Origin of the sequence: Rahnella sp. 2050, assembly GCF_040544515.1 — a bacterium.
Classification (GTDB): Bacteria; Pseudomonadota; Gammaproteobacteria; order Enterobacterales; family Enterobacteriaceae; genus Rahnella; species Rahnella aceris.
The window spans coordinates 112756-132382 of record NZ_JBEPKE010000008.1; the positions used below are offsets into that span (position 1 = coordinate 112756).

16 protein-coding genes and 3 tRNA genes are annotated in these 19627 nt (G+C 51.2%); 9 read left to right on the forward strand and 10 right to left on the reverse strand.

What is annotated here, in order from left to right:
• Nucleotides 1–119: 119 nt before the first annotated feature.
• The gene (ptrA, locus tag ABIC79_RS22170; RefSeq protein ID WP_119261287.1) at nt 120–3005 is read left to right on the forward strand and encodes a pitrilysin; all 2886 of its coding nucleotides are present in this window, start codon (nt 120–122) and stop codon (nt 3003–3005) included.
• Nucleotides 3006–3081: 76 nt separating this feature from the next.
• Here ptrA and argA read toward each other — a convergent pair whose 3' ends face one another.
• Complete coding sequence (gene argA, locus ABIC79_RS22175; RefSeq protein WP_013574171.1) at nt 3082–4407, reverse strand: amino-acid N-acetyltransferase; 1326 nt, start codon at nt 4405–4407, stop codon at nt 3082–3084.
• A gap of 228 nt (nt 4408–4635) precedes the next feature.
• On the opposite strand from argA, the gene amiC reads away from it, so the two are divergent.
• Complete coding sequence (gene amiC, locus ABIC79_RS22180; RefSeq protein WP_119261288.1) at nt 4636–5886, forward strand: N-acetylmuramoyl-L-alanine amidase AmiC; 1251 nt, start codon at nt 4636–4638, stop codon at nt 5884–5886.
• A gap of 100 nt (nt 5887–5986) precedes the next feature.
• Here the strand turns inward: amiC and ABIC79_RS22185 are convergent.
• The 3 genes from ABIC79_RS22185 to ABIC79_RS22195 all read right to left on the reverse strand — a co-directional run bounded on the left by ABIC79_RS22185 (nt 5987) and on the right by ABIC79_RS22195 (nt 6352).
• Nucleotides 5987–6063: transfer RNA gene (locus ABIC79_RS22185), tRNA-Met, on the reverse strand.
• Nucleotides 6064–6136: 73 nt separating this feature from the next.
• A tRNA-Met gene (locus tag ABIC79_RS22190) sits at nt 6137–6213 on the reverse strand.
• A gap of 62 nt (nt 6214–6275) precedes the next feature.
• A tRNA-Met gene (locus tag ABIC79_RS22195) sits at nt 6276–6352 on the reverse strand.
• A gap of 220 nt (nt 6353–6572) precedes the next feature.
• Between ABIC79_RS22195 and mltA the strand changes: the two genes are divergently transcribed.
• A complete protein-coding gene (gene mltA, locus ABIC79_RS22200) occupies nt 6573–7685 on the forward strand; it encodes a murein transglycosylase A (RefSeq protein ID WP_112152498.1) in 1113 nt (370 codons plus the stop codon).
• A 45-nt stretch (nt 7686–7730) separates the two neighbouring features.
• Complete coding sequence (gene tcdA, locus ABIC79_RS22205) at nt 7731–8546, forward strand: tRNA cyclic N6-threonylcarbamoyladenosine(37) synthase TcdA (protein ID WP_119261289.1); 816 nt, start codon at nt 7731–7733, stop codon at nt 8544–8546.
• Here tcdA and csdE read toward each other — a convergent pair.
• On the reverse strand, nt 8534–8968 hold the full coding sequence (gene csdE, locus ABIC79_RS22210) for a cysteine desulfurase sulfur acceptor subunit CsdE (protein ID WP_119261290.1): 435 nt from the start codon (nt 8966–8968) through the stop codon (nt 8534–8536). The genes tcdA and csdE overlap by 13 nt on opposite strands.
• A gap of 20 nt (nt 8969–8988) precedes the next feature.
• On the reverse strand, nt 8989–10194 hold the full coding sequence (csdA, locus tag ABIC79_RS22215) for a cysteine desulfurase CsdA (protein WP_112197716.1): 1206 nt from the start codon (nt 10192–10194) through the stop codon (nt 8989–8991).
• Nucleotides 10195–10381: 187 nt separating this feature from the next.
• Here csdA and ABIC79_RS22220 point away from each other — a divergent pair, with 187 nt between their 5' ends.
• The 4 genes from ABIC79_RS22220 (at nt 10382) to rlmM (ending at nt 13591) form a co-directional block, all read left to right on the forward strand.
• Nucleotides 10382–10603, forward strand: coding sequence for a YgdI/YgdR family lipoprotein (locus ABIC79_RS22220; RefSeq protein WP_013574177.1), 222 nt, complete (start codon nt 10382–10384; stop codon nt 10601–10603).
• Between the two features lie 485 nt (nt 10604–11088).
• Nucleotides 11089–12009 (forward strand): transcriptional regulator GcvA, encoded by a 921-nt coding sequence (locus tag ABIC79_RS22225; RefSeq protein ID WP_013574178.1) that lies wholly within the window; start codon nt 11089–11091, stop codon nt 12007–12009.
• Nucleotides 12010–12096: 87 nt separating this feature from the next.
• Entirely contained in the window at nt 12097–12492 is a 396-nt protein-coding gene (locus ABIC79_RS22230; RefSeq protein ID WP_013574179.1) for a DUF423 domain-containing protein, read from the forward strand.
• The gene (rlmM, locus tag ABIC79_RS22235; RefSeq protein ID WP_013574180.1) at nt 12485–13591 is read left to right on the forward strand and encodes a 23S rRNA (cytidine(2498)-2'-O)-methyltransferase RlmM; all 1107 of its coding nucleotides are present in this window, start codon (nt 12485–12487) and stop codon (nt 13589–13591) included. Before ABIC79_RS22230 ends, rlmM begins: the two co-directional genes overlap by 8 nt.
• A gap of 130 nt (nt 13592–13721) precedes the next feature.
• Here the strand turns inward: rlmM and xni are convergent, their stop codons facing one another.
• The 3 genes from xni to queF all read right to left on the reverse strand — a co-directional run bounded on the left by xni (nt 13722) and on the right by queF (nt 16933).
• A complete protein-coding gene (gene xni / locus ABIC79_RS22240) occupies nt 13722–14474 on the reverse strand; it encodes a flap endonuclease Xni (protein ID WP_354568530.1) in 753 nt (250 codons plus the stop codon).
• A gap of 78 nt (nt 14475–14552) precedes the next feature.
• Nucleotides 14553–15917: a nucleotide 5'-monophosphate nucleosidase PpnN gene (gene ppnN, locus ABIC79_RS22245; RefSeq protein WP_013574182.1), complete on the reverse strand. Its 1365-nt coding sequence runs from the start codon at nt 15915–15917 to the stop codon at nt 14553–14555.
• Nucleotides 15918–16087: 170 nt separating this feature from the next.
• Nucleotides 16088–16933, reverse strand: coding sequence for an NADPH-dependent 7-cyano-7-deazaguanine reductase QueF (queF, locus tag ABIC79_RS22250; protein WP_112152495.1), 846 nt, complete (start codon nt 16931–16933; stop codon nt 16088–16090).
• A gap of 76 nt (nt 16934–17009) precedes the next feature.
• Between queF and syd the strand changes: the two genes are divergently transcribed.
• On the forward strand, nt 17010–17561 hold the full coding sequence (gene syd, locus ABIC79_RS22255; RefSeq protein WP_013574184.1) for a SecY-interacting protein: 552 nt from the start codon (nt 17010–17012) through the stop codon (nt 17559–17561).
• A 657-nt stretch (nt 17562–18218) separates the two neighbouring features.
• Here the strand turns inward: syd and ABIC79_RS22260 are convergent.
• Nucleotides 18219–19457, reverse strand: a complete 1239-nt coding sequence (locus ABIC79_RS22260; RefSeq protein WP_241916713.1) for an MFS transporter — start codon at nt 19455–19457, stop codon at nt 18219–18221.
• Between the last annotated feature and the right edge of the window lie 170 nt (nt 19458–19627).

Consider the following 19627-nt stretch of genomic DNA (forward strand, 5'->3'; position numbering starts at 1 on the left):
TGTTTCTGCGGGGGCTTAGCAGGCTTAACCGCTCAAAACAGCTTGTTGAGGTTCATCTACCGGTGAGCTGTATATTTATTGCCCGTGTGGCACGTTTATTCGATTGAGGGAGAGTGGCAATGTTAAAACACGTTACCCGCATTTCCGGGGTACTGTTGTTATTGACCTTTTGGGCCCCTGTTGTTTCAAGTGCAGCCGACTGGCAGCCTTTTGCACAAGCTATCAATAAAAGTCAGAACGACCCTCGCCAGTATCAGGCAATTAAACTGGCTAATGATATGACCGTCTTGCTGGTTTCTGACTCTCAAGCCCCCAAATCACTCGCCGCGCTCGCCATTCCTGTCGGTTCGCTGGAGGATCCTGATTCTCAGCTGGGTCTTGCCCACTATACTGAGCACATGTTACTGATGGGCTCGAAGAAATATCCTCAGCCGGAAAGTCTGTCTGAATTCCTTAAGAAACACGGTGGCAGCCACAATGGCAGCACTGCTTCTTACCGTACCGCGTTTTATCTTGAAGTAGAAAACGATGCCTTGCCAGAAGCGGTAGATCGCCTTGCAGATGCTATCGGTGAACCGTTGTTAGACCCCGCCAACGGGGACCGTGAGCGTAATGCGGTGAACGCTGAACTGACCATGGCCCGATCACGTGACGGCATGCGGATGGCGCAAGTTCGCGCAGAGACATTAAATCCCAGGCATCCGGCGTCCCGTTTTTCAGGCGGAAACCTGGATACGTTGAAAGATAAACCGGGCAGTAAGCTTCATGATCAGCTGACGGCTTTTTATCAGCGCTACTATTCTGCCAACCTGATGGTCGGTGTGATTTACAGTAATAAACCGTTGCCTGAACTTGCTGAGCTGGCCGCCACAACCTTTGGTCAGATTGCCAATCACCACGCAGCTGTGCCGCCGATTACGGTCCCGACATTAACAGCAGACCAAAAGGGTGAGTTTATCCATTTCGTTCCTGCACAGCCGCGCAAAGAATTACGGGTTGAATTTGCAATTGATAATAATAGTGCCCATTTTCGCAGTAAAACCGACACCTATATCAGCTATCTGATGGGTAACCGCAGCCCGAATACCTTATCAGACTGGTTACAGAAGCAAGGCTATGCCGATGGGATCAGCGCAGGTGCGGACCCGATGGTTAACCGTAATATGGGCGTATTCAATATCTCTGTTTCCCTGACTGATAAGGGACTGGCGCAGCGCGATACGGTTATTGCAGCCATTTTCAACTATCTCAACGAAATACGCGCTCAGGGCATCAAAAAAACCTATTTTGATGAAATTGCCCACGTTATGGCGCTCGACTTCCGCTATCCGGCGCTGACGCGTGATATGGATTATGTCGAATGGCTGGTGGACACCATGTTGCGGGTTCCTGTCGAACACGTTCTCGACTCACCTTATCTGACTGACCAGTATGACCCCAAAGCGATTGAGGCACGTCTAACAGAAATGACGCCGCAAAATGCGCGTTACTGGATCATCAGTCCGAACGAGCCGCACAATAAAGTGGCCTACTTCGTTAATGCGCCATATGAAATTGATAAAGTTTCCGCGCAAACCTACTCGCAGTGGCAGACGTTGGGGAAGGGGATTTCGCTGTCCCTGCCAGCGCTGAATCCGTACATTCCTGATTCACTTGCGCTGGTCACTAAAGATTCGACGGCGACGAAACCTGAGCTGCTGGTTGAAGATAAAGGTTTGCGTGTGTTCTACATGCCGAGTCGTTATTTTGCTGATGAGCCTAAAGCCAATGTGACTGTTTCTTTCCGCAATGAGCAGTCGCTCAGCACGGCTAAAAATCAGGTGCTCTATGGCCTGACGGATTACCTCACCGGCGTGGCTTTTGATCAGCTGAGTTATCAGGCATCCATTGGCGGGATCACGTTCGGGACATCTCCGGATAACGGTTTGCAGTTTACTGCCACAGGTTTTACCGAGTGTCTGCCTGATTTACTGGCCGCACTGGTTGATAACTACCCCGATTTCAAACCGACTCAGGAACAGCTTGATCAGGCGAAATCATGGTATCTCGAACGCTTAGCTTCAGCAGATAAAGGAAAAGCGTTTGAGCTGGCGCTGCAACCGGTTCAGTTACTTTCGCGGGTGCCTTACACCGAGCGCAGCGAGCGTGAAAAGCTGGTTTCTGCCATCACACTGGATGATGTGAACGCTTACCGTGAACAACTGGTTCACCATGCTGCCGTGGAAATGATGGTTGTGGGGAACATGACGGCTGATCAGGTTAAAGCGATGTCTCAGCAAATTATGCAAAAGCTGGGCGCGCATGGGACACGGTGGTGGCGCGGAAAGCAGGCTGTAGTGACTCAGCCGCTGAAAGCAAATATCCAGCGTATCGGGACAAGTTCGGACTCAGCACTGGCAGCGGTATATGTTCCCACCGGTTATGATGAAGTTCAGAGCATGGCGTACAGTGCATTGCTGGGACAGATTATTCAGCCATGGTTCTACAGCCAGCTTCGGACACAGGAACAGCTGGGTTATGCCGTGTTTGCTTTCCCTATTCCGGTAGGAAAACAGTGGGGGATTGGTTTCCTGCTGCAAAGTAACAGCAAGCAACCTGACTATCTGTATCAGCGCTATCTGGCATTTTATCAGCAGGCCGAAAAACGTCTGCGTGAAATGAAGGATGATGAGTTTCTGCAATATAAACAGGGACTGGTGCATGAAATGCAGCAAAATCCGCAGACGCTAGATGAGGAAGCCGACCGTCTGGGGAATGATTTCAGTCGCGGAAATCCGCAATTTGATACCCGCACGAATGTGATCCGGGTTATTGCCAGGCTGACTCAAACTCAACTGGCGGATTATTTCGATCAGGCTGTAATGAAGCAGGATGGTCTGGCGATGCTTTCGCAGGTCTCAGGCAACGATAGCAAGATCCCACAATATGCGGTGCCTGAGGGCTTTAAAACCTGGCCTGACACCTCCACGTTGCAACAGGTGCTGGAACCGCACACGGATAAATAACGTGCTGATGTGCAAAGAAAAATAAAAAGGACGCAAGAGCGTCCTTTTTTACCACGGAGGAAAGGTGGTGAGATTTTTACAGTTCGGCGATCAGTATTTTGGAGCGACGCTGGTAGTTGTACATTTCTTGTTTCTGAATCGGCAACACATCCACTTCTGCTGGCTTGAAGCCACGTTCCTGGAACCAGTGAATACTGCGGGTCGTCAGTACGAACAGCCTGTTCAGCCCCATAAGTTTCGCCTGGCTGGCAACGCGTTGCAGTAACATTTCACCGCGTGAAGAGCTGCGGTAGTCCGGGTGAACCGCCACGCAGGCCATTTCGCCAATCCCTTCATCATGGAAGGGGTAAAGCGCTGCGCAGGCAATGGTCAGGTTATCCCGCTCGATAATGGTAAATTTATCGATTTCCATTTCCAGCTGTTCGCGGGAACGACGCACCAGAATACCCTGTTGCTCCAGCGGCCGGATAAGTTCCAGAATGCCGCCGATGTCGTTGATGGTTGCACGACGCACTTGCTCGGCACTTTCCATCACGATTTGCGTACCAATACCGTCTCGCGAGAACAGTTCCTGAACCAGCGCACCGTCTTCCTGATAACTGATCAGGTGACTGCGACGTACACCACTGCGGCAGGCTTTCACCGCGCCGCGCAGGAAGCGAACGGTGCCGGAAAGATAGTCACCGCTGGATTCCATCTGATCAATTCTTTGCTGTGCATCATTAGGGAACAGTTCGGAAATAATATTACCTTCCTCGTTGATTACCCCCTGAGAAGAGCAGAAGCCGATCATTTTTTCCGCTTTCAGTTTGATTGCCAGTTGTGTCGCTACTTCCTCAGAAGTCAGGTTGAAGCTTTCACCGGTAACCGAAACTGCCACCGGGCCAAGCAAGACAATGGCATTGCTGTCGAGCTGACGGTGAATCGCTTCTTCATCAATACGGCGGATACGGCCGCTGTGACAGTAATCAATACCGTCATCGACGCCCAGTGGTTGAGCAATGATAAAATTGCCGCTGACGACGTTGATGTGCGCACCTTGGAGTGGCGTATTATTCAGACTCATCGAAAGTCGCGCTGTGATATCGAGCTGCAGCAGACCTGCGGCTTGCTTAACCAGCTCGAGCGCGCGGGCATCGGTGACGCGGATGTTTTTATGATAAATCGGTTCGTAATTATGCTCAGAAAGGTTCTCATCAATCTGTGGTCGGGCGCCATAAACAACCACCAGACGGATGCCTAAACTGTGTAACAGGCCGATATCATTGACAATATTGCTGAAATTCTCATGTTCAATGGCTTCTCCACCGAGCATGACAACGAATGTTTTGCCACGGTGAGCATTTATATAGGGAACTGAGTGGCGAAATCCCTGGACCAGTTCAGTACTACGTTCCTTCACGGCAAAACCTCGTATGAATTTTTATTCGTAATTTTTGTATTTTTATTCTTTTATGGCCCTGTGGCAAGTAAGAAATCTCTGTTTTTGTTTTAACCCCTATCACAAACATACAACAAATTGATAAATAGACTAAATGTTTAGGAATGACATGCAGGATATGATTCGTTAGAATTCGTAAATTGAGTTTTTTATCATCTTTTTTTAACTTTTTGACCTTTTTGAGACTGCATGACTGACGATACTCATAATCCCGGAAGACGACGCCTCCTGCAAACCGTAGCTGCTTCCTGGATGCTCAGCGTGAGTAAAGTAGGTTTTGCGGCCAGCTCACAGGTTATTGCCGTACGCATCTGGCCCTCGTCTACTTATACCCGAATCACCCTCGAATCCAGCACGCCCTTAAAATATAAGCAGTTTCTGCTCAGTGATCCGCCACGCGTTGTGGTGGATATCGAAGGCGTGCATCTCAACAGTGTGCTCAAGGGACTGGGTGAAAAAATCCAGCAAAGTGATCCTTACATCCGGCAGGCGCGGGTGGGGCAGTTTGATACCAAAACGGTGCGTCTGGTGTTTGAGCTAAAGCGTACAATCAATCCGCATGTCTTCACGCTGAAACCGGTCGCTGAATTCCATAACCGGCTGGTGATCGATTTGTATCCGCAAGAAGGTGAGATCAGTGCTCAGGATGATCCGCTGCTGGCGTTACTGGAAGATTACAACCGCGGAGATGTCGCGAGAACATTACCGCCGGAAACGAAGAAAGACGGCCAGGCGGGGCGAAGCCGGCCACTGGTGATTATGCTTGATCCCGGCCATGGCGGTGAAGATCCGGGAGCTATTGGCAAATACAAGACCCGTGAAAAAGATGTCGTGTTGCAGATTGGCCGCAGATTACAGAAGCTGATTGCGCGTGAACCCAATATGAAAGCGCATATGACCCGCAATGAAGACGTGTTTATTCCGCTCAAAGTCCGCGTGGCAAAGGCACGAAAACTGCGGGCAGACCTTTTTATCTCTATCCACGCAGATGCCTTTACCAGTCGGGCAGCAAGAGGCTCATCGGTTTTTGCGTTGTCGACCAAAGGCGCCACCAGTTCCGCAGCACGTTTTCTCGCACAAACGCAGAATGAATCTGACCTGATAGGCGGCGTCAGTAAAAGTGGCGACCGGTATCTGGATCACACGATGTTTGATCTGGTTCAGACGGCAACCATCAGCGATAGCCTGAAATTTGGCAAAGAAGTGCTGACGCGCATGGGAAAGATTAATCATCTGCACAAAAATAAAGTGGATCAGGCCGGATTCGCGGTATTGAAAGCGCCGGATATTCCGTCGATTCTGGTCGAAACGGCGTTTATCAGTAACATTAATGAAGAGAAAAAATTGCGGACTGCGCATTTTCAGCAGCAGGTGGCGGAGTCAATTCTGGCCGGGATCAAAGCGTATTTCGCACAAGGCGGGATGTCGACGATGGGATGAGTCGCGCGGGGGCGGGGTGATTATTCCGCGCTTCGCCGGAATTCAGATACAAAAAAACACCCGTTAGGGTGCCTGATGTTTTTCACTGATTCTTAGTAGTTGGTTGCGGGGGCCGGATTTGAACCGACGACCTTCGGGTTATGAGCCCGACGAGCTACCAGGCTGCTCCACCCCGCGTCCGTCACTACTGTTTACTGCTTTATTTCATCACATTATTCGAACTGAGCATCTTTATGCGTCTGTCTCGAATTGGTTGCGGGGGCCGGATTTGAACCGACGACCTTCGGGTTATGAGCCCGACGAGCTACCAGGCTGCTCCACCCCGCGTCCGTATACTGCTTTAATTCATCGTACAATTCAACCGGGCATTTTGTGCATCGATATCGAATTGGTTGCGGGGGCCGGATTTGAACCGACGACCTTCGGGTTATGAGCCCGACGAGCTACCAGGCTGCTCCACCCCGCGTCCGATGGAGGCGAACTATACTCCCCATGAGATTTCGTGCAACCCTTTTTTGAATTTATTCAAATAAAGCACTTAGTTGCTGGCTTTTTATGCACAAAATCGCCGTTTGGTGTTCAATTTGGCTCAGTACACTTTTTTCGGCTGTGGCAATTCCTTTCTGATAGGGCGTTTGTTATCGTTTCGCCAGTCATTTCCCTGAAAGTAAGAGAGCGCGGCAATAATGAAAGGACGTTGGAATAAATATCTGCTGGGTGGTCTGGTGTTAGCGGTGCTGGCGGGGTGTTCTTCGCGACCGACTGACCGGGGCCAGCAGTATAAAGATGGCCGTCTGGATAATGCGCTTGAATATGTGAATGAGCCGAATGCTACAGGCAAGCCGGTAAACGCGCTGGATTACTCTAATCAGGTCGCTGCGGTACAAATTGCCTCTTCTTCTTTATATGGCCGTAATAACACGACATTCCAGGCTGTTGAACAATGGCTGCGCTCCGGGGCTGATACCCGCAATCTTAGCCAGTACGGCATCAGCGCCTATCAGATGGAAGGTGCTGACAATTTTGGTAACGTGCAACTGACCGGCTATTACACGCCAGTTGTGCAGGCGCGCTACACCCGTCAGGGCGAATTCCAGTATCCGCTGTACCGTATGCCGCCTAAACGCGGTCGTCTGCCCGATCGTGCTTCGATTTACTCCGGTGCCCTGAGTGATAACTATGTGGTGGCCTGGACCAACTCCCTGATGGATAACTTTATGATGGAAGTACAGGGCAGCGGTTATGTCGATTACGGCGATGGTCGCCCGTTCATGTTCTTCGGTTATGCGGGCAAGAATGGTCACGCTTACCGCAGTATCGGCAAAGTGCTGATCGACCGCGGTGAAGTGGCGCGTGAGAATATGTCTATGCAGGCGATCCGCCAGTGGGCAGATACTCACAGCCCGGCAGAAGTGCGTGAATTGCTGGAACAGAATCCGTCATTCGTTTTCTTCAAGCCTGAACCTTTCGCGCCAGTTCGCGGTGCCAGCGGTGTGCCGCTGATTGCCAAAGCCTCTGTAGCTTCTGACCGTTCGCTGATCCCGGCGGGTACTACCTTGCTGGCGGAAGTGCCGGAGCTTAACGATAAAGGCAAGTTTACCGGTAAATATCATATGCGTCTGATGGTCGCACTGGATGTTGGTGGTGCGATTAAAGGACAACATTTCGATATGTATCAGGGGATTGGTCCTGACGCTGGCCACTCCGCAGGATTTTATAATCACTACGGACGCGTCTGGGTGTTAAAATCAGCGCAGAACGGCAAGCCGTTGTTCACGGCATACGCGCCATCCAACTAGATTTCAAACGACAAAGTCTTCGAACGCACTGAGGTTTATCTTTTCATGACAGCGACTTACTCCGACGCTTATCAGCAACGTTTTGGCGGAACTGCCCGGCTTTATGGTCAGCAATCGCTGGAGCTGTTCTCGCAGGCGCATATCTGTGTGATTGGTATTGGCGGAGTGGGGTCATGGGCTGCGGAAGCACTGGCCCGCACCGGTATTGGCGCGATCACGCTGATTGATATGGATGATGTGTGTGTGACCAACACCAACCGTCAAATCCATGCGTTACGTGAAAACGTCGGGCAGGCAAAAACGGAAATTATGGCGCAGCGCATTCTGGCGATTAATCCGGAGTGCAAAGTCACCTGCATTGATGATTTTATTACGCCGGATAACGTGGCGGAGATGCTCGATCAAGGGTTCAGCTATGTCATTGATGCTATCGACAGCGTCCGGCCTAAAGCCGCGCTGCTGGCCTATTGCCGTCGTTATAAAATTCCGGTGGTGACGACGGGCGGTGCGGGTGGTCAGATTGATCCGACCCAAATTGCTGTCGTGGATCTGGCGAAAACCATTCAGGATCCGCTGGCGGCAAAACTGCGTGAACGTCTGAAAAATGATTTCAACGTGGTGAAAAACAGCAAAGGTAAGCTCGGAATTGACTGTGTGTTTTCCAGCGAGCCGCTGATGTACCCGCAGGCTGATGGCTCGGTATGTGCTGCAAAGGCAAGCGCAGAAGGCCCTAAACGCATGGATTGCTCGTCTGGTTTTGGGGCTGCAACGATGGTTACCGCGACGTTTGGTTTTGTCGCGGTATCCCACGTATTGAAGAAGATGATGGCTAAGGCGCAGCGTCAGGCTCAGGCAGCCTGACGAGCCAGGGCGATTACGCCTTCTGCCAGCGCATGAAGCCCGCTGGAGCGGCTGGTACTCAGTTGCTCACGCAACCCCAATACATCAAACAGCATCAGCGGATCCCGCATTAAAATCTCGTCTGGCGTTTTGCCTTCCACGGCGGTCAGTAGCACTGCCAGCAAACCTTTAACGATCCTTCCTTCGCTGTCACCATAGAAATGCATTGTTCCATTCACCGCTTTTTCCGCGCCTAGCCATACCCGGTTTTCACAACCAGACAGCTCATTTTCCGGCGTTTTCAACGTCGTATCCAGCGGTGGCAAAGATTTCGCCAGCAGGATTAACTGACGGTAGCGGTCTTCCCACTGACGGAATGACGCGAATTTTTCGGTCAGTGAGGATTCAGTGATCTCATGGCCGAAAGGATGTGGCGCTAACATGGTATTCCCCAAAGAATGAATTAGTCGGCTAACAGATCGAAAGCATATTTTACTGCCCTGACCAGCCGTATAACGTCCTGTTCATTATTATACGGCGCAAATGAAGCCCGTAATGTTCCGCTGATGCCCAGAGCATCCATCAATGGCTGGGCGCAATGCTGTCCGGCGCGCAAGGCAATGCCTTGTTCAGCCAGCAATGTCACAAGGTCACTGTGATGCACACCGGCGATATCGAATGCCAGAAGTGAGGCATTCTGACAGCGGAAACTGCGGAAACCCTCAATCTGCGTAAGCTGCTCTTCAGCCAGACTCGCCAGATTTTGTGTATATTTCTCTGCCGCTTGCAGATCTACGGTTTTTAACCATTTCAGCGCTGCTGACATCCCGATCACACCGGCAATGTTAGGCGTACCCGCTTCGAAGCGGTGGGGCACGGCCTGCGGTGTAAAACCGGTCATGGAAGCCTGGGTCAGCATTTTCCCGCCGCCCTGCCACGGTGCCATATTCTCGAGCAATTTAGTTTTGCCATACAGCACGCCGATGCCTGTCGGCCCGTAAAGCTTATGGCCGGAGAAGGCATAAAAGTCGATATCGAGTTGTTGAACGTCTGGCGAACAATGAACAACGCCTTGTGCGCCATCGATCAGAACGGGCGTGTCGTTAGCGTGTGCCAGTTCAACGGCACGGGCTATATCGGGTATTCCGCCGGTAACATTCGACATTTGCGTCAGTGCCAGCAAGCGGGTTTTGTTGTTCAGCAGGGCGGAAAGGGCGGTGATATCAGGAATGCCGCACTCATCCACTGGCAGCGTGATCACCTGCGCCTGACATTGTTGTGCGACCATCAGCCACGGAATGAGGTTAGCGTGATGTTCCGCCTGACTGACAATAATCTCATCACCCGGTTGCAGTCGGGGGCGTAGCCAGCTTTGTGCCACCAGATTTATGGACTCCGTGGTTCCCCGCGTCCAGACGATATCTGCGGAATGCGGCGCGTTGATCCACTGCGCCACCAGCCTTCTGGCCTGCTCGTAGTCATCTGTCAGGGCTTGCGCCGCATGATACTGGCTGCGGTGCACGGTGGCTCCTTCCTGAGAGTAGAAATTTACAGTGGCCTCGATCACCGCCTGCGGCTTCAGGGCGGTGGCTGCACTGTCGAGATAACATTGCCCCTGAGACAACGCAGGAAACTGTTGACGAAAATCTGCGGGGTTAAAATCAGTCATACGAAATCAGATCCTTCGGCCTGAGTTAAAAATACAGGTTTATCTGTAACACAAGCCGCTTATTCATTTTAGGAATGGTTACCTGGAAATTCATCAGAGGTTTGTTATGCTGAATTACGAAGACTAGAAGCATTAGCCTGGAGTCTAACCAGGAATTTGAAGCATATTAATCTGCAAGGAGTCTATGATGAAGAAGATCGCCGCCGTAATTTCAGCTGCACTGCTGACGACAACACTTGCCGCCTGTTCGAGCAACTACGTGATGCATACCAACGATGGCCGCACCATTGTTGCTGAAGGCAAACCTAGCACCGACAGTGATACCGGTATGATCAGTTATACCGATGCGTATGGCAATAAGCAGCAGATCAATAAATCTGAAATCAAAGAAATGGCAGAAGGGAATTGATTCCTGACGTGAACACCTTGAGTCAGTCGCTCAGGTAACCTCACATTTTGCTTTGTGACAAAACCGGCTCCTCTTGCGAGGAAGCCGGTTTTGTCACATTATGCGCTCGCCATTCTGCTGCCTGGTGTTTTCTTTGCGTCCTTTATGCAGCAAAAAAAGCAAAAAAAAAAGCACCGCAAATTGCGGTGCTAAAAAATCACTTTGGACAGACAGGGTAATGTACAGGAAGTGAAAAGTTTGTAGCATTCAAGCTACGCGTCTGGATTGCCAGACAATTGCAAACACAACATCACAACCACAAGCCAAAAGTATTTCAGCATCCTCATACCAATCTACTTTTCGTTCCGGCTCAGGAAGTGGCGCCACTATAGGTTTTTGCCTGTACATCCTCAACGGACAAATTATAATGTCTCGGATTAAAAAAACTAATACCTAAACCCACGGACAGGCGTTCCGCTAACCGGCGAATAAGAAGTATCCATTCTATGTCAAAACGTTTACCGCCTTTGAATTCTCTGCGGGTGTTTGATGCCGCAGCGCGTCACCTTAGTTTTACTAAGGCTGCCGAGGAACTGTTCGTCACGCAGGCCGCTGTTAGCCACCAGATTAAGTCACTTGAGGACTTTTTAGGGTTAAAACTGTTTCGCCGCCGCAATCGCTCTTTGTTACTGAGCGAAGAAGGGCAGAGCTATTATCTGGATATCAAAGAGATATTCTCTGCTCTGAATGAGGCCACACGTAAACTTCAGGCACGCAGTGCCAAAGGCGCGCTGACCGTCAGTTTACCGCCCAGTTTTGCGATTCAATGGCTGGTGCCAAGATTGTCTGGCTTTAACTCAGCTTATCCGGGCATCGATGTACGCATCCAGGCGGTAGACCGTGAAGAAGATAAATTGGCCGACGATGTCGACGTCGCCATATTCCATGGTCGGGGTAACTGGCCGGGGCTACGGGCAGAGCGATTGTATGCGGAGTATTTACTGCCGGTTTGTTCTCCTTCGTTGCTGATGGGGGATAATCCGCTGAAGGAACCCGCCGATTTAAGTCATCACACACTGCTGCACGATGCTTCCCGTCGGGACTGGCTGGCGTACACCAAACAGCTTGGGTTGCAGCAGGTGAATGTGCAGCAGGGGCCTATTTTCAGCCACAGTGCGATGGTGGTTCAGGCCGCCGTTCACGGGCAGGGTATTGCGCTGGTGAATAATGTCATGGCACAGACTGAGATTGAGGCCGGACGTCTGGTGTGTCCGTTCAGTGAAGTTTTAATTAGTAAAAATGCTTTTTATCTGGTTTGTCATGACAGTCAGGCAGAACTGGGTAAAATAGCCGCCTTTCGTCAGTGGATCCTCGCCCGTGCAGCCAGCGAGCAGGAAAAACTGCGCTTTCGTTTCGATCAGGCCTGATTCCTGGGGATAGAAAGTCCTGAGTCTGCTGATGAGATTGATTAATCAGGTTTTTCATCAGCAAATAACGATAACAGGTAACGCATAATGACCAGTCGTTCAATGTTGATTTTCGCCGCTATCAGCGGTTTTATCTACGTCGCTTTCGGTGCTTTTGGCGCACATGTGTTGAGCCAGTCGCTCGGCGAAGCGGAAATGGCATGGATCCATACCGGGTTAACTTATCAAAGCATTCATACGCTGGTAGTGATGATTCTGGGTGTTGCGATGCAGCGCCAGCGCAATGTGTGGTTCTACTGGAGCAGCGCCTTTTTAGCGCTGGGAACCGTTTTATTCAGCGGCAGCCTTTATTGTCTGGCGCTGTCACATCTCCGTTTGTTCGTTTTTGTCACTCCGATTGGCGGTACCTTGTTCCTGGTCGGTTGGATTTTGTTGTTGATCGGCGCATTGCGCCTGAAGAAAAAGGCCGAACGCCATGAATAAACTTGCTCTCTACTGCCGTCAGGGTTTTGAAAAAGAATGCGCAGCAGAAATTACTGACAAAGCTGCGAAGATGGAAATCTTCGGTTTTGCCCGCGTGAAAGAAAACAGCGGTTATGTGCTGTTTGAATGCTATCAACCAGATGATGCTGACCGTATCGCCAAAGAACTGCCCTTCCGCGAGCTGATTTTTGCCCGTCAGTTGATCGTGGTGGGAGAGTTGCTGAAAGATTTGCCGCCGGAAGATCGTGTTTCTCCGATTGTCGGCATGGTTCAGAACGTGATTACCAACGGTGGTGAGCTTCGCGTTGAAGTGCCTGATACCAATGAAAGCAAAGAGCTGACCAAGTTCTGCCGCAAACTGACTGTGCCGCTGCGTTCCGCGATGCGCGAATGCAAAGTGCTGGGCAAGAAAGAGAATGCGCTGCGTCCGGTAGTGCATGTGTTCTTTATCGCCCCGGGTTGCTGCTATGTGGGGTATTCCTACAGCAATAACAATTCACCGTTCTATATGGGTATTCCGCGCCTCAAGTTTCCTTCCGAAGCGCCAAGCCGTTCAACGCTGAAACTGGAAGAAGCTTTCCATGTCTTTATTCCGGCTGATGAGTGGGATGAACGTCTGGCAAGTGGCATGTACGCGGTGGATTTAGGCGCGTGTCCTGGCGGCTGGACGTATCAGCTGACACAACGCAGCATGATGGTCACGGCTGTCGACAACGGTCCGATGGCACCCAGCCTGATGGAAACCGGTCAGGTGATTCATCTGCGTGAAGACGGCTTCCGTTACAAATCCACCAGCACTAAGAACTACTGGCTGGTGTGTGACATGGTCGAAAAACCGGCTAAAGTGGCTGCGCTGATGTGTGACTGGCTGGTCAACGGCTGGTGCCGTGAGGCGATCTTTAACCTGAAGTTGCCGATGAAAAAGCGTTACGAAGAAGTCTCTAATATTCTTGAACGCATCGACGAACGTCTGAAAGAAAATGGCGTGAATGCCGAGATCTTCGCGAAGCAGCTTTATCACGATCGCGAAGAAGTCACCGTGCATATCCGCCGTTTCTGGTCGGCTATTGGCGGACGCCGCGACGAGCGTGATCGCTGATACTCGTCATACTTTGAACTGCAGGGGCGTGGGCTGCGTGCGTTCGCCCGAATCACTTACTTGCCACCTGCCTGCAATTCAAATTATTCAGAGTATCCTTCCTGAACACTTGCGTTTGAGAAGTGCTTTTTTATGGCAAACGCAGTTGCTGCAAATTGCCATCCAGCGCGACGTCGGTTTGCAGCGTTGATACACGTTTGCAGGCATACGCCAGTTCACGGTGCTCTTCGAGTTTTTTACGCCATTTTTCCGGCACGCCTTCCAGATTGTCGTAAAGCTCATCCAGCGATCCGGTCTGCGTCAGTAACGTGACCGCCGTCTTCGGGCCTATTCCCGGCACTCCCGGGATTTTACTGCTGCTGATCCCGGCCAGACCCCAGTAATCGGTGAGTTGCTGTGGCAATACGCCAAACGTTTCCTGAACAAACGGCATATCCAGCCAGCGTTTCTGGAAGTAATCGCGGATCTGAATATTGGGTGCCAGTAACTGACAGTACCCTTTATCGGTTGAAACGATGGTGACCTGATGGCCGCCGGATGACACTTTCGTGGCCAGTGTTGCCGCCAGGTCGTCTGCTTCATTACCTGCAGAATGCCAGCAGGCAATGCCTAGCCCTTCAAAACCGGCTTTCAGGCTGGGCATTTCCGCAACCAGATTATCTGGCATTGGTGAGCGCCCGGCTTTGTAGTCGGGCAGACACTGATGACGCCAACTGTCTGCCCGGTCATCTTCGTCAAATACGGCAACGGCATGTGTGGGCTGAGTATGCTGAATCAGCTGACCTATGGCGTTCTGGCAGGTAATCAGACAAGGCGAACCCTGAACCGCATGGATACGGCGGATCAGGTTCAGGGCATCAATAATCAGCAGATGTATTGCCATGTTAATCTCCATAATAAAGGCGACTCGCGTCGCCCTTAGATCTGCTTTAGAAGTGTGACTTGCCGTGTGATCGGTCGGTCAGGCACAAATCTCATAGCAAGGAATATATGCGCTGCCCGGCAATTTCATACGGTGCTGGGCGACGAAACCTTGCAGCAGGCTGTCCATTTTTTTCATTAAAGCCGGATCGCCGTGCAGCTTGAAGCGACCATGTTTTTCGATGGCGTGGATCCCAAATTCTTTCACGTTACCGGCCACAATACCGGAGAAGGCGCGGCGCAGTGCGGCGGCCAGTTCCTGCGGTGGCTGGTTAGGATAAAGATTCAGGTTCGCCATGTTTTCATGATTCGGTTCGAACGGGTGCTGCAAATCGGGCGCAATGCGAATCGACCAGTTGAAACTGTAGGCATCTCCGCTGTTACGACGGTTTTCTTTCACCAGCGGCATGGCGCGTTTCATCTGACGGGCGACTTCTGTCGGATCGTCGATGATGATGGTGTAGAACTTACAGGCTTCTTCACCCAGCGTTTCTTTAATGAAGGCATCAAGAACGTGGAAGTAATCCGCGCTTTCTTTCGGGCCGGTGAGGATCAGCGGTAAAACCTGATCGCTGTTTTCCGGATCCATCAGAATGCCCAGCAGATACAGTAATTCTTCTGCGGTACCTACACCGCCAGGGAAGATAATGATCCCGTGCGCAATGCGCACGAACGCCTCAAGCCGTTTTTCGATATCCGGCATGATGATCAGTTCGTTGACCAGTGGATTAGGCGGCTCAGCAGCAATAATCGACGGTTCTGTCATGCCGATAAAGCGGCCGGCTTTGTAGCGCTGTTGCGCGTGGCCGACGGCGGCGCCTTTCATCGGGGCTTCCATTGCGCCCGGGCCACAGCCGGTACAAATGTTCAGTTCACGCAGACCCAGCTGACTGCCGACGTTACGGGCATACTGATATTCAATTTCATTAATTGAATGTCCGCCCCAGCAAACCACCATGTTCGGATCTTCATCCAGATGCAGGGCGCGGGCATTGCGTAAGATAGAGAACACCAGATTGGTCAGATGCGCTGAGTTTTTGGTATTCAGGTGCTGAAAACGACCGGCGTTGTCAATTTGCCCGCTCACGAACAGAATATCGCGCAGTACAGCAAACAGGTTGGCCTGTAATGAGCGGATAATCCGGCCATCCACAAATGCGTCTTCCGGTGGGTTTACCAGTTCCAGTTTCACGCCACGCTCTCTGCGCAGCACATTGATATCAAAGCTTTCGTAACGGTCGAGAAGCTCTTTACTGCTGTCAGTCTGGCTGCCGCTGTTAAGCACGGCCAGTGAACAATTTCGGAAAAGACGATAGAGGTCGCTGCTCGCAGTACGTTTGAGCATGTCGACTTCCAGCTGCGACAACAAATCCATTGAGCCTAACGGGCTGATATGTGTAATCAAAGTTGCTCCTTGACACCAACGGGTGCAGTGATTCTTTCTGCTACCTGATTGCGGCGCATGATTTTTCGGATCATATTTTTTGCGCCGTACGCGATTTAACAGTAACCCCGTCATCAGGCTTTTACCAATGCTGACAGAGCGTTAGCTCAGTTCTTGAGCAACGTCTCGCATTATTGTCTGACAAGTCGCGCGGTTGCAGGTTCAAACGGGAAGTTGGATCTCCATGGATTGATGTCCAGACCACCGCGGCGTGTATAGCGCGCATAAACGGCAAGCTTTTCCGGCTGGCAGAAACGCAGCAAATCATTAAAGATGCGTTCAACGCATTGTTCGTGGAATTCATTGTGATGGCGGAAAGAAACCAGGTAACGCAGCAGCGCTTCATGGTCGATTTTCGGGCCGCGATATTGGACCTGAACGGAACCCCAGTCTGGCTGATGGGTGATCAGGCAGTTGGATTTCAGCAGATGACTGACCAGCGACTCTTCAACGATCTCAGCACCTTTAGCATTGGCCAGATAATCCGTGCTGAACTCGTAACTGTCGATCTCAATATCCTGCTCATCGATGCAAACACCGTCAAAATGCCCAACCGCTGAACCTTCAATCTCAGACAGACGGCTGACGCTCACCGTGACTTCGCCTTGCGCGCAGGCGCTTAAATCACGGGTTAATGTTTCCTTGACCGCCTGCCAGTCCGCGAAAACGGTCTGGTTGAAGCTGTTCAGATAGAGCTTGAAGCTTTTGGATTCGATCAGATTCTGGCTGTTGGCATTCAGACTGATTTCACCCACGGCAACCTGCGGCAGGCCTTTGGCATTGAGCCACGACAGTTCATACAGCGTCCAGATATCTGCGCCATGAAACGGTAAGTTGTCCGGATATAAACCCAGCGGTTCACGGTTCATGCTGCGCGGAACGGCCTGCAATAAAGACGCGTCGTATTGATCGACATAAGCCGTACTTTTACCCAGCGTCAGTTGCGCTAGGGCGGGGTTATCCTGATATGAGGACATGCTGTCACCTTACGAAATAGGTACAATAGAGAATAATCCCTAGTTTACCCCAGCCTTACCGGAAGATGAGAGAATTATGGAGTCTGAAGTTTCTGTAGCATTGCGTGAATTTACTCAACGTTATGTCGATCTCTGGCAACAGGAAACCGGCATGCCGCCCGCCAGTGAAGCCCTTTTTGGTGTGGATTCGCCGTGCGTGGTCAAAACAGATGAAGACAAGGTCTTCTGGCTAACACAGACGTTTACCCCTGATGCGACCTTGCAAAATGTAGAACGGGCGCTGGAATTACAGTTGCGTCCTGAGGCGCATGAGTTTTACACGACACAGTATGCAGGGGACATGACCGCCAGCTGGCAGGGAAATCCGCTGACGTTGTTGCAGGTCTGGAGCCAGGAAGATTTCACCCGTTTGCAGGAAAATCTGATCGGGCATCTGGTCACGCAAAAGAGGCTGAAGCTGACACCTACCCTTTTTCTGGCGACCACAGATTCCGAGCTGGATCTGGTTTCGTTATGCAATGTGACCGGTAATGTCGTGCTGGAACAGTTCGGCAGTAAAAAACGAACTATACTCTCGCCATCGTTATCAGAATTCCTTACAATGCTGACCGCTGTTTGTCCCGCCTGAGCAACATCATCTGAACGACCCATCCCGCAGAGCACAAATGGCTCACAAGCGTGTGAGAGATCTCTCACAAAGGCTGTAAGAGATCTCGCTAATTTGACTTAATTACTTCCTGGTTAAAATAATTTTCATAAATAAAATCAATTAGTTGGTTGATTTATTGGTTGTGAGACGGCTTACGCCCGCTGAGGTTGGCTTACAGCCTGCCTTGCTCCCAAGGCCGAAATCAACGATTCTAGTCAGGCACTAAGGAAGCATGAAGCAGAACATCAGGATGATGGCTGATTCATAAAAAAGGGGACGGCTCAGGAAGAGTCAGGACGGCATCGGATTATGCCAGGATGTTTCAGGACGAAACCAGGGACACCTCCAGGACGGAGAAGAGAGCTCACAAAGGAAGCTGAGCGGGTCACAGATGACCAAGGGACATCAGTCAGGATGACTTAGGACAGACCGTCAGGATGAAAGTTGGACGATGCAAAGGACAGCCGGTTAGGATAACCGCAGGAAAAGTTTTCAGGGATTGAGCAGGGAGCACTCAGGTAGCTGGATTGCTATAAAACGAACCGGGGGCACTGTGAAAACAGTGCCCCCAACTTTTATGTCTATAAAAATTACTTCTGTAAAATCTTCCTTCCAGCCCAAAGCGCCAGCCATTCCTCAGCCGATCGCCCCCAAGACATCATCCTGCCCCTGCTTTTTCGGCAACAGGAATAAAGTGGCAAAAATATCCAGCAGATAAATCGCGGCCAGCAAGGTAATTGCTGCGGTAAATGACACCTGTGCCACCAGCATTCCAATCACCAGCGGGCCAAAACCACCGACGCCACGTCCGAGATTAAATAACAGATTCTGGGCCGTCGCCCGGACACGTACCGGATAGAGATCGGAAATCAGGCCGCCGTAACCGCCAATCATGCCATTCACGAACATCCCCATCAGCGCGCCTGCGAACAACATCAGCGTCGGGTCAGACAACTGCGCGTAACACACCACCATCACGACAGCGCCAATCTGATAAATCAGGAAGATTTTCCAGCGCGGGAAACGATCCGACAACATGCCGAACAGCCAGATGCCGAAGGTCATACCGACAACCGTCACGGCGGTCCACAGGCCAGATTTGGTCAGTGAGAAGCCAAAGTTTTTCGACAGATAACTCGGCATCCAGATCATCAGCCCGTAATAACCAAAGTTCTGAACAGAGCACAGGATCAGAATGCCGATACTGGCTTTGGTCGTGACTTTATCGCGGAACAGTAACTTAATGCGGCTAAACAGTGAGCCATCATTATTGCTGGCAGTGTGTTTTACGAAGGCTTCCGGTTCGCCCATTGTGCGGCGGATAAGGAAAGAGGCCAGCGCCGGTAACAGTCCGACCAGGAACATGCCGCGCCAGCCGATAATGCCCAACAGCATCGGTGTCAGGAAGGCGGCCATTAGCACGCCGAGCTGCCAGCCCATGCCGACATAGGCCGAGGCGCGGTTACGTTTTTCCGCCGGCCACGCTTCTGCAATCAGCGCCATGCCGATACCAAATTCACCGCCCAGGCCGACACCAGCCAGAGTGCGATAGATCAGTAAATCCCAGTACCCTTGTGCGAAAGCGCATAAACCGGTGAAGAGGGAGAACATCAGAATGGTGAAGGTCAGTACCCGGATGCGGCCGAAACGATCGCTGATAGGTCCGAAAATGACGCCGCCCAGTACGGCACCAATCAGGGTCCAGGTCACCAGCGAACCACTTTGTGAGGAAGACAAACCAAATTCGCTGGTAATAGCCGGGAGCATGAAACCGAGGATCAATAAATCAAATCCGTCCATGGCGTAGCCGGTGACGGAGGCCAGCATGGCTTTTGCCGGTGTTGCGTGTGCTTTTTGAATGCGTTGTGCGGACATGTGGACAGATCTGTAAAGAAAAAAGTGGCGGTAGTTTGCCCGTAACGGGCGTTTATCGCTACCACGAAAAACTTATGGTTGGATAGATAAATTGGATAGGATGCAGAAAGTTGGGGCATCAGTCCTTCAATGTTATGCTTTGCGCCCCCCCGGCGGAGGCTGCCCGGGGC